Here is a 12,772-nt window from a genome sequence, read left to right as displayed (position 1 = left end):
GACCGGACCGGCTGCGAGGGCGCGGCGGGCCGAAGGGGGCTACCCTGTGACGATCCGACCCGGCACGGGTCGGCCGTCCCGTCGGCGGGGACCCCTCCCGCCCACCACAGTGAGGTACCCATGGCCGGTGGTCTCGCCGCCCTGCTCGACGACATCGCCGTCCTCGCCCGGATGGCCGCGGCCAGTACCGACGACATCGCGGCCGCCTCCGGACGCGCGAGCGTCAAGGCCGCCGGAGTGGTGGTCGACGACACCGCCGTGACCCCGCAGTACGTCCGCGACGTGGAGCCGTCGCGCGAACTGCCCATCATCCGTCGGATCGCCACGGGTTCCCTGGGCAACAAGGCCATCATCATCGTCTTCGCGCTCCTGCTCAGCCAGTTCGTCCCGTGGATCCTCACCCCACTGCTGATGCTCGGTGGTGCGTACCTCTGCTACGAGGGCGCGGAGAAGGTGTGGGAACGCGTCACCGGCCACCACGAGGAGGCCACGCCAGTCGTCGAGAAGGGCCCCGACGCGGAGAAGCGGATGATCCGCGGGGCGGTGACCACCGACTTCATCCTCAGCGCCGAGATCATGATGATCGCGCTCAACGAGGTCGCCGAGGAGCCGTTCTGGACCCGCGCGGCGATCCTGGTGGTGGTGGGGCTGTTCATCACCGCGCTCGTCTACGGCGTGGTGGCGGTGATCGTCAAGATGGACGACATCGGACTCCACCTGGCCGGGAGGGACTCCCCGGGGGTGAAGAGGTTCGGCAGCGGTCTGGTCCGGGCGATGCCGACGGTCCTCGAGGTGATCTCGTTCGTCGGGATGCTCGCGATGCTGTGGGTCGGCGGACACATCCTCCTGGTGGGACTGGACGAGCTCGGGGCGACCGCCCCGTACCACCTGGTGCACCTGCTGGAGGAGCCGGCCGCGGCGGTGGCAGGCGTCGGGAGCGTGCTCGGGTGGCTGGTCAACACGGTGTGCTCGCTGCTGTTCGGCCTGGTCGTCGGCGCGGTGGTGGTGGCCGTGGCCCACGTCGTCCCCCGTCGACGGGACGAGTCGGGGCCCGCCCCCACCACAGCGGAGGCCGCCGGGACCGGTCACGCGAGGGACTGATGCTCCTCACCGTGGGGCACGGTCGGCTCGCGGGCGACGAGCTCGGGGGGTTGCTCACCGGCGCCGGGGTCGAACTCCTGGTGGACATCCGTCGATTCCCCGGGAGCCGCGCCAACTCGGCCGCCGCACAGGGGGCGGTGCCGGAGCTCGCCCGCGACCTCGGCATCGACTACCGCTGGGAGGAGCAACTCGGGGGCCGTCGCACGCTCACGGCGGAGCAACGGCGCGACTCACCCGACACCTGGTGGCGCGTCGAGGCGTTCCGCGCCTACAGCGCGTGGACCCGCTCCCCCGGGTTCCGCGCGGCCCTGGACCGGGTCGTCGGGGACGCCCGCGCCCGTCGGACCGCGGTCATGTGTTCGGAGTCCGTGTGGTGGCGCTGCCACCGCAGGATCGTGGCCGACGTGACGACGACCGTCCACGACCTCCCCGTGGGGCACCTCATGCACAGCGGGTCGATCACCGGGCACAGCCCGAGCGAAGGACTTCGGCTCGACGCCCACGGACAGCCGGTGTGGGACGCCGGCGTCGCCTAGGCTCGTGGCATGGAACCGGCACCCTCCCTCGCCCCCGTCGCCGCACTTCTCGGCACCTGGAGGGGTGAGGGCGCGGGGTCGTATCCCACCATCGAGGACTTCACGTACACCGACGAGGTGGTCTTCACTGATGTCGGCAAGCCGTTCCTGCACTACGTCCAACGGTCGTGGAGCGCGGACGGCTCCCCCATGCACACCGAGACGGGTTATCTGCGCATCCCGGGGGCCGGGACCGCCGAGTTGATCCTGGCGCAGCCCATGGGACAGACCGAACTCGCCGAGGGCACCGTCGTGGCCGAGGCGGACTCGCTCGTCCTGGAATTCCAGGCCCGGGTGGCCAACAGCGCCACCGCCAAGCAGGTGGACGCCACCAGGCGCCGGTACGAACTCACCGGGGACAGGTTGGTCACCACCTTCGCCATGGCCGCGGTCGGACAGCCGATGACCCATCACCTCCACTCCGATATGCGGCGGGTCTGAGCGTCGTGGCCGAGAAGAAGAACGACGGGCGATCCGCGAACATCAAGGACGAGAAGGTCTACGAGGCGCTGCGCGACGACGGCGCCAGCAAGGAGAAGGCCGCCCGGATCGCCAACGCCTCGGCCGGGCGATCGCGGTCCGAGGTCGGCCACAAGGGTGGCAAGGCCGGCTCGTACGAGGACTGGACCGTCGACGAGCTCCGCGACCGCGCCCGGGAGGTCGGCATCGAGGGACGCTCGTCCATGACCAAGGACGAGTTGATCGAGGCGTTGCGGGAGCACTGAGCCGGGCTCACCGGGCCGGGCTCAGCGGGCCGCGCGCTCACCCTCGTCGGCGTGTGGCCCGGTGCGTCAGCGCGCCGCGTCCCCCCGCCACACGAGCCGGGACACCCCCAGCCCGTCGAGCTCCCACCGCAGCTGGGACTGCGAGGGGGACTGGACGGGGAGGAACGCGGCCTCACGCATCCGACGATTGGCGGGGGCGTCCTGCGCATACCCCATTCCACCGCAGAGGATGGCCTCGAGTCGCGTGGCGGCGGGAGCGATCTCGGCGCCGTCCAGGCGCAACAGGAGGAGGTCGACGAGAGCGCCCTCTCCCGGCCGCGACGCCAGTCGGTGCAACTCCGAGTGCATGTGCTCGTGGCGGTCCACCAGCGCGGAGTGCTCGTCGGCGGAGAACGCACCGAGGCCGCCGAGCAGTCCCTCGACCTCGGTGAGAGAACGCGCCGCGACACCCGAGCAGAACGCGGCCTGCAGGACGAGGAACTCCGGGCGCACGCCGGTCAGGAAGTCCCCCAGGTCCTCCCCCAGCACCTGCTCGTCGGGGACGACGACGCCGTCGAGCCCGATCATGGTCGAGGCCGTGGCGTTGAGCGCCAGGAGATCCGGGGCGCTGCGCATGTCCACGCCCGGAGTCGACGCCTCGAAGGCCAGGACGAGGCTGCGCCCGTCCCCGGTGTTGGCGGCCAGGACGATCGTGCTGTCCTCGTAGACGTTGGAGGCCCACGCAACCGGGCCGTCGATGCGGTAGCCGCCGTCGACCGGAGTGGCGGTGATCGGGACTCTGCCCAGCCCGACCGCCTGGCGCTGGGCAACGGCCATGCCGGTCACACCGGGCCGGTCCCCCGTGGCCACGGCGCGATAGGTCCGCCACGCGGCGTCCGACCGGTCCGCCGCGTGGCGGAGGTAGGCGGCGGTCATGCGTTGCGCCCAGGCGCCGAAGGCCACCGCCAGGCTCTCGGTGGCCACGGCCTCGATGATCGTGGCGGCGACGCCGACCGGGGTGCGGTCGACGTCGAAGAGGCCGAGGTCGGCGAGAGCGGAGAGGTCCTGCCTGAGGTCGGCGTCCCCGCGGTCCAGCGCCGTCGCCCGCGCGGCGACCGAATCGATCACCGCGATGAGCGCTCCGGGATCGACGGCGCCGAGGTCCCCGGCGGTGAGCCGTGCCCGCGGTGCCCCGAGGTCCGGGGTGAGAGTGGCGGCCGCGGACCCGCTCATGCCAGCCCGCGCAGACGCGAGGCGGTGGTGCCGATCTCCCGCGCCCCGACCATCGAGTCCGCGTCGATCAGCACCGACCGGCCGGGTCGCCTCTCCCGGGAGCGGGTGGTCTCGTACGGGAACGGGATCATCGGGTGTCCTTTCCGGGACGCGGGCGACGTGCGTACGACAGGGCAGAACAGACCGATGGGTCCATCTATTCCCCACGCCCGCACCCCCACTCCGACCGCCCGGGCGGTGAACACTGGCTTAACGGGATCGCGGCGATCCCGCCCCACCACTACAGTCATGGGATGCGCACCGTCCTCCATACCAAGCTCGACGAGTTCTCCGACCAGCTGGTCCGGTTCTGCGAGATGAACAACCGACTCCTCGACCTCGCCACCGTGGCGCTGCTCGAGGGTGACGAGGTCGCCGCCACCGAGGTCATCGACGGCGCGGCCGAGGTGGAGGATCTGCGCGAGGCGAGCGAGCAGCACGCCTTCGATCTGCTGTTGCTCGAGGCACCCGTGGCCCGCGACCTGCGGCAGGTGGTCTCCGGCATCTACATCGTCGAGCACTTCACGCGGATGGCCGCCCTCACCGGCCACATCGCCCGCGTCGCCCGCCGACGCCACCCCAACCCGGTCATCCCCGGGCCCGTGGTCCCGACGATCCGCGAATTCGCGGAGCGGGACTCGGCCATGGCCCGGAATCTCGGGCAGCTGCTCCCCACCAAGGACGTCCGCCTCGCTCGCTCACTCGATTCGGAGGACGACGCGGTCGATTCCCTCCACGCCGACCTCATGCGGCAGATCTCCGCCGAGGACTGGCCGCACGGCTCGGTCGCGGCGGTGGATCTGGCGCTGCTCGCCCGCTACTACGAGCGGTTCGCCGATCACACGGTCAGTATCGCCAACCGCGTGGTCTACCTCGCCACGGGTGAGAGGCCCGGGGGCGGGTCGCTCTCCCACCTCGAGGACGGCACCGTCCTCGACTGACCCGATCCGATCTCCGATGTGAGGAGCCCGCCGTGTCCCGTCCCATCCACTTCGAGATCCACGCCTCCGATCCCGCGCGGGCGTGCGCGTTCTACGCTGCCGTCTTCGGCTGGACCTACCAGGACTGGAGCGACTTCGCCGGGTCACCGTACTTTGGCGTGACCTCCGGCCCCGAGGACCAACCGGGCATCAACGGCGCGATCATGCAGCGCAACGGCGACACCCCTGCGACGGGATCGCCCGTCGCCGGCGCGGTGCTCACGATGGGGTGCGGGGACTTCGACGCCACCGCCCGCGCGATCCTCGACGCCGGCGGGACGGTGGCCATGGACAAGCACGCCCTGCCGGGTATGGCGTGGCAGGGCTACTTCCTCGACACCGAGGGCAACGTGTTCGGCATCCACCAACCGGACCCCGACGCGAAGTAGGGCGACCGCATGACCCGGGTGTGAGCCCGGGTCATGCGGTGGTGGGCGAGCCACCGTGGCGTGTCACCTGCTGCCGCGGGGCCTCACCGGCAGATCGCGCCCGTCGAGGCCGACTGCACGAGCTTGGAGTACTTGGCCAGCACACCGCGGGTGTAGCGCGGCGGGAGCGGCTCCCACCCGGCGCGACGCGCCTCCAGCTCGGCCTCGTCCACCAGCAGGTCCAGGGTCCCGTCGGACACGTCCAGGCGGATGCGGTCGCCGTCGCGGACCAGGGCGATCGGTCCACCGTCCACCGCCTCGGGGGCGATGTGGCCGACGCACAGGCCGGTGGTGCCACCGGAGAACCGCCCGTCCGTCATCAACAGCACGTCCTTGCCGAGCCCGGCGCCCTTGATGGCGCCGGTGATCGCGAGCATCTCGCGCATGCCCGGGCCGCCCTTGGGCCCCTCGTAGCGGATCACCACGACGTCCCCGGCGGTGATCGTGCCGTCCTCCAGCGCGTCCATGGCGGAGCGCTCCCGCTCGAACACGCGGGCAGTGCCCTCGAAGACATCGGAATCGAAGCCGGCGGACTTGACCACGGCGCCCTCAGGGGCGAGCGACCCGTGCAGGATCGTGATGCCGCCGGTCGGGTGGATCGGCTCGCTCATCGCGCGCAGCACCAGCCCGTCCGGGTCCGGCGGGGCGATGTCCGCGAGGTTCTCCGCGACGGTGCGCCCGGTGACGGTGAGGCAGTCGCCGTGCAGGAGTCCCGCGTCGAACAGGGCCCTCATGACCACCGGAACACCGCCGATCCGGTCGACGTCGGTCATCACGTGCGCGCCGAACGGCTTGACGTCCGCGAGGTGCGGCACCTTCGCGCCGATGCGGGCGAAGTCGTCGAGGGTGAGCTCGACCTCCGCCTCGCTGGCGATCGCGAGCAGGTGCAGGACGGCGTTGGTGGATCCGCCGAAGGCCATGACCACGGCGATCGCGTTCTCGAACGCCTCCTTGGTCATGATGTCGCGGGCGGTGATCCCGCGACGCAGCAACTCGACCACCGCCTCACCGCTCGCCTTGGCGTAGTCGTCCCGCCGCCGGTCCGGCGCGGGCGGGGACGCGCTCCCCGGGAGGGACATCCCGAGCGCCTCGGCCGCGCTCGCCATGGTGTTGGCGGTGTACATTCCGCCGCACGCCCCCTCGCCGGGACAGATGGCTCGCTCGATGGTGTCGACGTCCTCGCGACTCATCAGACCGCGCGAGCACGCCCCGACGGCCTCGAACGCGTCGATGATGGTGACCTGCTTCTCCGTGCCGTCGGAGAGCTTCGCGAAGCCGGGCAACGTGGATCCCGCGTACAGGAAGACGCCCGCCAGATCGAGGCGCGCGGCGGCCATGAGCATCCCCGGGAGGGACTTGTCGCAGCCGGCGAGCAACACCGACCCGTCGAGCCGCTCGGCGCTCATCACCGTCTCGACGCTGTCGGCGATCACCTCGCGGGACACGAGCGAGAAGTGCATGCCCTCGTGACCCATCGAGATCCCGTCGGACACCGAGATGGTGCCGAACTCGAGCGGGTACCCGCCGCCGGAGTGCACGCCCTCCTTGACCGCCTTGGCCAGGCGGTCGAGCGAGAGGTTGCACGGGGTGATCTCGTTCCACGAGGAGGCCACCCCGATCTGGGGCTTGCCCCAGTCGTCGTCCCCCATCCCGACCGCGCGGAGCATGCCCCGCGCGGCGGTCTTCTCGAGGCCGTCGGTGACGTCCCGGCTGCGGGGCTTGATGTCCACACCGTCGCGGGTGCTCGTCTGATCAGTCTGCTGCGTCATACCGCCAGACTAGGCGGTGGACGGGAGAGGGCCACAGGAGAGGCGACGGGTCAGACCGGGGTCAGCTCGAGCAGGCGCCCACCCGGGCCGTCCTCGAGCACCCAGATCGCCCCGTCGGGGGCCTCGGCGAGCGCCCTGACCCGCTCGCCCATGTCCCATTCCTGCACGACGGTCGCGGTCTGGTCCTGCAGTTCCACACGGACCAACACCTGTCCGGACAGTCCGCCGACGAGCGCGCTGCCTCTCCAGCCGTCGAAACGGTCCCCGCCGTAGATCAGGAGGCTGCCGGGGGAGATGGCGGGCACCCAGTACGCGGCGGGCGGGACGAAGCCGTCACCGTCCCGGTGGTCCGGGATGTCCCCGCCGTCGTAGTGCCGTCCCATCGAGGCCCGGGGCCACCCGTAGTTCGCGCCCTCGACGAGCAGGTTGAGCTCGTCGCCGTGGCGGGGGCCCATCTCGGACACCCAGATCCCGCCCTCCGGGTCCTCGGCGATGCCCAGGGGGTTGCGGTGGCCGATGGTCCAGAGGTCGGCGGAGGAGCCGCCGTCCCCCGCCCACGGGTTGCCGGGCGCCGGGTCCCCGTCGAGGGTCAGGCGGACCACTGCGCCGAGGTTGCTGGCGGTGTCCTGGGCGGGGGTCTGCTCCTGGCGGTCGCCCGAGGTCACGTAGAGGTGGTCGTCGAGGACGAGCAGGCGCAGCGCGAAGTGTCCGTTGCCGACGGCGGGGTCCTGCTCCCAGATCACCTCCAGGTCCGTCAGCTCGGCGCGGTCCACGTCGAGTATGCCGCGGCCCACCACGCCCTGCGCGCCCTCGGGATGGTCGCGCACCCAGCTGAGGTAGACGGCGCCGTCCTCGGCGTGGGAGGCGCCGGCGGCGACGTCGTGCAGACCTCCCTGCCCGGCGTCGTCGACCGGCGGCACCCCGGCGACCTCGACGACCTCGCCGGTGGACTGATCGCGCAGCATCAACTCACCTCCGCGCTGTGAGATGAGCAGGTGCTCGGAACCGGGCAGGAAGGCCATCGCCCACCCCTCGTCGAACCCGCCGTGCTCCGTCACGCGGAAGTCCTCGGAGGTGGCGGCGGTGGACGGCGCCTGCCCCGCCCTGTCATCGGGGTCGACGGAGGCGGTTCCGCCGGTACACCCGGTCAGGACGAGGGCCGCTGCCGCTACCGGGACCAGGAGTCGTCGCATGCCCTCACGGTATCGGCTCCGCGGGCGGCCCGGCCCCGAGCCGGGTCCCTGCAGGTGACCCGCCGGGCCCGTCAGCTCCCGTCGCCGCGGGCGCGGTCGTAGCGACGGAGGGTCTCGCGGCGCTCCTCGGCGTGGTCCACGATGCGCTCGGGGTACCCGTGGTCGTATCCGTCCGCCGCTCGCCACGGTTCGTGGGCGGCGGCGCCCGACAGGTGCGCGAGCTCGGGGATCCACCGGCGCACGTAGTCGCCGTCCGGATCGAATTTCACCCCCTGGGTGACGGGGTTGAACACCCGGAAGTACGGCGAGGCGTCGGTGCCGGTCCCGGCCACCCACTGCCACCCGTGGTTGTTGGAGGCCAGGTCGCCGTCCCGCAGGTGGTCGAGGAAGTACCGGGCCCCGGACGGCCACCACACGTGGAGGTCCTTGACCAGGAAGCTCGCGGTGACCATCCGGACGCGGTTGTGCATCCACCCCTCGGCCCGCAGCTGCCGCATCCCGGCGTCCACGAACGGGTAGCCGGTCAGCCCCTGTTGCCAGGCCTCGACGAGCGCGGCGGTCTCCGGGCCCTCGTCGTAGTCCATTCCCTCCAGCGTGTCCCGGAGATCGCGCCAGGCGGAGCGGGGCCGGTGCCACAGGACGTCCGCGTAGAACTCGCGCCACGCCAGCTCGGTGACGAACCGACGCGCGCCCTCGGAGTCCGAGCCGGGGTGATCGGCGAGCTCGGCCAGGATCGTGCGCGGGTGGATCTCCCCGTACTTCAGGTGCACGGACAGTCGGCTGGTCGTGTCGAGGTCGGGCCGGTCCCGCTGGTCGCCGTACGAGGTCAGGTCCTCGTGCAGGAATTCCCGCCACCGCGCGAGGGCCGCCTGCTCCCCGGCCTCTCCCCCGCGCCCCGCGCCTCCCGGCCCGGGGTCGACGTCCTCGGACGCGCCCGAGTCGGGGTCCGCGGCCCACGAGATGTCGTCGGGGCGGTCGCCGGGCTCCGGCCACCCGTGGTCGTGCCAGGCCCGGGCGAACGGGGTGAAGACCCGGTACGGCTCTCCGGACTTGTTGAGGACCCTGCCCGGGCCGACCGCATAGGGCGACCCGGTCTCGACGAGTTCCCGGCCGTCGCCGGCGAGGGCCCTGCGCACCCGGTCGTCCCGACGGCGCCCGTAGGGGGTGGACTCGCGACTCACGTGCACCTGATCGGCGCCCACCGTCTCCGCCAGCTCCGCGATCACCGCGGCGGGCTCGCCCGTGCGGACGATCAGGGCGCCGCCGGTGTCCGCCGACAGGGCGGCCAGCGAGGCCTCCAGCCGCTCCGCGCGGACGCCTCCTCGCGCGAGCAACACGGGGTCGCGCACGAACACCGGCAGGACCTCGTCCGAGGAGTCGACGGCCGCCAGGAGGGCCGGGTGATCGGCCAGTCGTAGGTCGCGGCGGAACCACAGGATCGAGATGGTCACATCGCCTCCGGATCTCCTCGGGCGGGTACCCTCCCCGGGATCGTGCCGGGCCCCGCCGCCGTGGCTCGATTGTGGCAGACGCGGTCACCCGAGCGAGGACGCCGAGGTGAACGCGGCGGACACCGCGCGATCGATCGCGGACGGCCGCACCCCGAGCGCCCGCGCGGCCACTGGATGCAGGAACGTCCGGATGGCGCCGGCGGGGACCGCGGCCGGCCACCACTGGCGGGGACGGAGGAGCTGCCCGCGGTAGCGCGTGAGCGCCGGGGTGACGGCGAGCGCCCCGGTCCGGTCGCGGAAGTAGGCGTCAAAGTCCTCGACCGTCGGGGGCAGCGGTGCGTCGGAGATGCCGTAGGCGCGGTACCACCTGCAGCACGAGGCGTAGACCGACCGGCGTTCCCCGGCGTCCAGTGGACCGCGGAATCTCGTGATGGTCTCGAACAGCGAGTCCACGTACGTGGCGTGTTGGAAGTGGAAGACCTGCGGGTCCAGTGAGTGGTAACGGTGGCCGTCGGCGTCGGTTCCCCGGATGGTGTCGTGCGTGACCACGATGCGCCTCGGTATCCAGGACTCCGGATGCGGGTCGAACGCCATGTCGATCGTCGGGGGGACCGATCGCTGCTTGTGCAGCCAGACGAAGCCCGGGGAGGGCGAGTGCTCGAGCATCGCCGCACTGATCGCCGGGTGCATCAGCTGCAGTGACACCGCGCGGGGCAACATGAACAGGAACTGCCGGGACCGGAGGTGCTCGAACAGTCCGGGTTCCGGGGTGGCCGCGCCTGCCATGGGTGGTCCCGCCTCTCCGTTCCGCCGGTGAGGCTAGTGGTCGAGCGCGGGAAAGTGGGGCACGACGGTCTCGGCCAGCTCCCGGACGACCTCCCGGATCGGCCGGCGGGACGCCGCGAGACCCAGCAGGACGTGGTTGACACCGATCCCCCGCAGGTCCGTCAGGTGCTCGACCAGACGCCGGTGACCGATCCGGAATCCGAAGCCGATCGGCGAGGCCGCCTCGTCGGGGTCCTCGGCCAGGTCGATCTGGAGCGATTGCCCGAAGGGACTGAACACCTCGTCGTCGTCGGATCCTCCCTCCCGACTCGCTGTCACCACCTCGCGCCACCGCGCGGCGGTCCGGCGCTGCGCGTCGAAGTCACGCGGGTAGGTCAGCCATCCGTGCCCGTGGGCGGCCAGGTACGCGATGCTCTGCTGACACGAGCCGGTCATGATCACCGGCACCGACGAGGCGGTGGGCTTGGGGACCACGTCCGCGCTGTGCATCCACCCCCCGGACCAGCGGATCCCGCGCATCTCGGTGGTGAGGGCGTGGGTCATCACCGTGAGGTTCTCCCGGAACCGCTCCCCCCTCCGCCCCTGCTCCAGTCCGAACGCGCGGAACTCCTCCGGCCGGTCGCCGGAGGCCACACCGAGCAGGAACCGGCCGCCGGAGAGACGGTCCAGGCTGGCCGCCGACTTGGCCACGTGAAGTGGATGGCGGACGGGGAGCACGACGGCCGCCGTCCCGAGGGCGATCCGGCTGGTGTGTGCGGCCACGTACGCCAGGAACACCCACGGATCGTGGATCTGGCCCACGTCGCCGAAGGACGGGACGCGAAGCGGGATGTCCCTCGCGTAGAGGGCGGCGAACCCTCCGGCCTCCGCGGCCCGGGCGACCTCGATCTGTTCGCTGATGTCCGAGCCGTCGCCCTGATCGGCGCGCGTCCGCAGCGGGAAGCCCAGCCCCAGGGTCAGGCGCCCCGCACCGAACGTGCGACGGAAGCCCGGAAGCCGCCGGGGGTCGCCGTCGGACACGATGAGCGGCGAGGTGGTCATGTGCCCCACCCTCGCACGATCCGGTCGACGCCGGTCGGCGGGCTCGCGCGCCCCGCTCGACTAAGCTCTCCTTCATCGACCTAGCGAGAGGCCGGACGTGACCACCACCCTCCTGGCCGCCGAGGCGTCCCCCACCGAACTCGTCTCGCTGTTCTGGATCGTCCTGGCCGTCTGGGCGGCACCGGTGCTGTCCGGGGTCACCCGCTCGTTCATCCCGGGCGTGGTGCTCCTCCTGGTGGGCGGGATGGTGATCGGCCCCAACGGTCTGGACCTGGCGGTGGAATCCGGCGGGGTGGCGCTCCTCGCGGAGCTCGGGCTGGGGATGCTGTTCCTGCTGGCGGGGTTCGAGCTCGAGGTCTCCACCCTCACCGGGCGCAGCGGACGACGAGCGGCCGGGACCTGGGTCGTCAGCCTGATCCTGGCAGCCGCGGTGGGGTGGATGGTCTCGGGCCGCTGGGAGACCGCCGTGGCGATCGGGCTCCTGCTCACCTCCACGGCCATCGGGACCCTGTTGCCCATCCTCAAGGGCTCCGGTCACGACAGCACTCCCGTGGGCCGGGCGGTCCTCACCCACGGCGCGGTGGGGGAACTGGGGCCGATCCTCGTGATGGCGGTGCTGCTCGGTACCCGCAGCATCGAGTCCTCCATCGCGGCCGTCGGGCTGTTCGGACTGGCCGCGCTGGTGATCCTGGCGGTGCCGGCCCGACTGCTCCACATCCCCGCGCTCGGTCGGGCGCTCCTGCAGGGCACCACCTCCACCGGACAGCTGGCCATGCGCACGGTGATCCTGCTGCTGGCCACCATGATGGTCGTGGCCACGGTGTTCGGTCTGGACGTGGTGCTCGGCGCGTTCGCCGCCGGCATGATCCTGCGCCGACTGGTCGACTCCCTCGGGGCACACCTGCGCGGCGGTGGCCAGGCCCCGGACCGCGGTCTCGCCGCGATCCTGCTCCGTCAACTGGAGACCGTCGGCTACACCCTGTTCATCCCCGCCTTCTTCGTGGTGTCGGGGATGGGCATCGACCTCAAGGCCGTGGCGGCCTCGCCGTGGGTGCTGGTGGCGGCCGTGGTGAGCATGCTGGTCCTCCGCGGCGGAGGGGTGTGGCTGGGCGAGACCGTCACCCGCGCGAGCCCCGGGCTCGACGGTCCACGGGAACGGGCGAGGGTGGGTCTGTACGCGGCGACCGGTCTCCCGATCATCGTGGCGGTCACCGAGGTCGCGGTGAACAACGGTCTGATGACGGGCGAGATCTCCTCCGTCCTGGTGGCGGCCGGGGCGGTCACCGTCCTGCTCTTCCCCCTCCTGGCGGAGGTGGTGCGGGCCGGAGCCCCGGTTCGTCGGCCGGGCGCCACGACACCGTCACCGGAGGACCCCGTCTCACCGGGGTCACGGGGGAACGACGACGACGAGGACGGCATCCGGTGAGGTCCGGCGTCAGCGGTGGTACCCGGGCAGCGGTCTCCGGGTCGAC

14 protein-coding genes are annotated in these 12,772 nt (G+C 72.0%); 7 read left to right on the top strand and 7 right to left on the bottom strand.

The window, feature by feature from the left end; translation table 11 throughout:
• Window positions 1–120: 120 nt before the first annotated feature.
• From ABD250_RS16140 to ABD250_RS16125, 4 genes are read left to right on the top strand one after another with little or no spacing between them, the layout of a single operon-like run.
• Window positions 121–1,101 carry a DUF808 domain-containing protein gene (locus tag ABD250_RS16140; protein ID WP_179525617.1) on the top strand — a complete coding sequence of 327 codons (981 nt, stop codon included), beginning with the start codon at window positions 121–123 and terminating at the stop codon, window positions 1,099–1,101.
• The gene (locus tag ABD250_RS16135; RefSeq protein ID WP_179525618.1) at window positions 1,101–1,637 is read left to right on the top strand and encodes a DUF488 domain-containing protein; all 537 of its coding nucleotides are present in this window, start codon (window positions 1,101–1,103) and stop codon (window positions 1,635–1,637) included. The genes ABD250_RS16140 and ABD250_RS16135 overlap by 1 nt, the downstream gene beginning before the upstream one ends.
• 9 nt (window positions 1,638–1,646) lie before the next feature.
• Window positions 1,647–2,117, top strand: a complete 471-nt coding sequence (locus ABD250_RS16130; protein ID WP_182609930.1) for a heme-binding beta-barrel domain-containing protein — start codon at window positions 1,647–1,649, stop codon at window positions 2,115–2,117.
• 5 nt (window positions 2,118–2,122) lie between these two features.
• Window positions 2,123–2,401 (top strand): DUF7218 family protein, encoded by a 279-nt coding sequence (locus tag ABD250_RS16125; protein WP_182658831.1) that lies wholly within the window; start codon window positions 2,123–2,125, stop codon window positions 2,399–2,401.
• A 66-nt stretch (window positions 2,402–2,467) separates the two neighbouring features.
• On the opposite strand, the gene ABD250_RS16120 is transcribed toward ABD250_RS16125, so the two are convergent.
• Window positions 2,468–3,613, bottom strand: coding sequence for an acyl-CoA dehydrogenase family protein (locus tag ABD250_RS16120; protein WP_179525621.1), 1,146 nt, complete (start codon window positions 3,611–3,613; stop codon window positions 2,468–2,470).
• Window positions 3,610–3,744 (bottom strand): hypothetical protein, encoded by a 135-nt coding sequence (locus tag ABD250_RS16115; RefSeq protein WP_259844327.1) that lies wholly within the window; start codon window positions 3,742–3,744, stop codon window positions 3,610–3,612. The genes ABD250_RS16120 and ABD250_RS16115 overlap by 4 nt, the downstream gene beginning before the upstream one ends.
• A gap of 162 nt (window positions 3,745–3,906) precedes the next feature.
• On the opposite strand from ABD250_RS16115, the gene ABD250_RS16110 reads away from it, so the two are divergent.
• Both ABD250_RS16110 and ABD250_RS16105 read left to right on the top strand, forming a co-directional pair.
• Window positions 3,907–4,593 (top strand): phosphate signaling complex PhoU family protein, encoded by a 687-nt coding sequence (locus tag ABD250_RS16110; protein WP_179525622.1) that lies wholly within the window; start codon window positions 3,907–3,909, stop codon window positions 4,591–4,593.
• Between the two features lie 32 nt (window positions 4,594–4,625).
• On the top strand, window positions 4,626–5,021 hold the full coding sequence (locus ABD250_RS16105; protein WP_179525623.1) for a VOC family protein: 396 nt from the start codon (window positions 4,626–4,628) through the stop codon (window positions 5,019–5,021).
• A gap of 83 nt (window positions 5,022–5,104) precedes the next feature.
• Here ABD250_RS16105 and ilvD read toward each other — a convergent pair whose 3' ends face one another.
• The 5 genes from ilvD to ABD250_RS16080 all read right to left on the bottom strand — a co-directional run bounded on the left by ilvD (window position 5,105) and on the right by ABD250_RS16080 (window position 11,300).
• Window positions 5,105–6,829 (bottom strand): dihydroxy-acid dehydratase, encoded by a 1,725-nt coding sequence (ilvD, locus tag ABD250_RS16100; protein WP_182659435.1) that lies wholly within the window; start codon window positions 6,827–6,829, stop codon window positions 5,105–5,107.
• A gap of 50 nt (window positions 6,830–6,879) precedes the next feature.
• Window positions 6,880–8,022: a PQQ-dependent sugar dehydrogenase gene (locus ABD250_RS16095; RefSeq protein ID WP_182659436.1), complete on the bottom strand. Its 1,143-nt coding sequence runs from the start codon at window positions 8,020–8,022 to the stop codon at window positions 6,880–6,882.
• Between the two features lie 71 nt (window positions 8,023–8,093).
• Window positions 8,094–9,467: a cryptochrome/photolyase family protein gene (locus tag ABD250_RS16090; RefSeq protein WP_344393336.1), complete on the bottom strand. Its 1,374-nt coding sequence runs from the start codon at window positions 9,465–9,467 to the stop codon at window positions 8,094–8,096.
• Between the two features lie 90 nt (window positions 9,468–9,557).
• A complete protein-coding gene (locus ABD250_RS16085) occupies window positions 9,558–10,259 on the bottom strand; it encodes an oxygenase MpaB family protein (RefSeq protein WP_182659427.1) in 702 nt (233 codons plus the stop codon).
• Window positions 10,260–10,292: 33 nt separating this feature from the next.
• Complete coding sequence (locus ABD250_RS16080) at window positions 10,293–11,300, bottom strand: LLM class oxidoreductase (RefSeq protein WP_182659426.1); 1,008 nt, start codon at window positions 11,298–11,300, stop codon at window positions 10,293–10,295.
• A 97-nt stretch (window positions 11,301–11,397) separates the two neighbouring features.
• Between ABD250_RS16080 and ABD250_RS16075 the strand changes: the two genes are divergently transcribed.
• On the top strand, window positions 11,398–12,726 hold the full coding sequence (locus ABD250_RS16075) for a cation:proton antiporter domain-containing protein (RefSeq protein ID WP_182659425.1): 1,329 nt from the start codon (window positions 11,398–11,400) through the stop codon (window positions 12,724–12,726).
• Window positions 12,727–12,772 lie beyond the last annotated feature (46 nt).

The organism is Dietzia cercidiphylli (assembly GCF_039531545.1).
GTDB classification, from domain to species: domain Bacteria; phylum Actinomycetota; class Actinomycetes; order Mycobacteriales; family Mycobacteriaceae; genus Dietzia; species Dietzia natronolimnaea.
Note: the sequence above shows the minus strand (reverse complement) of the source record. Positions and strands in the feature narration are given on the sequence as shown.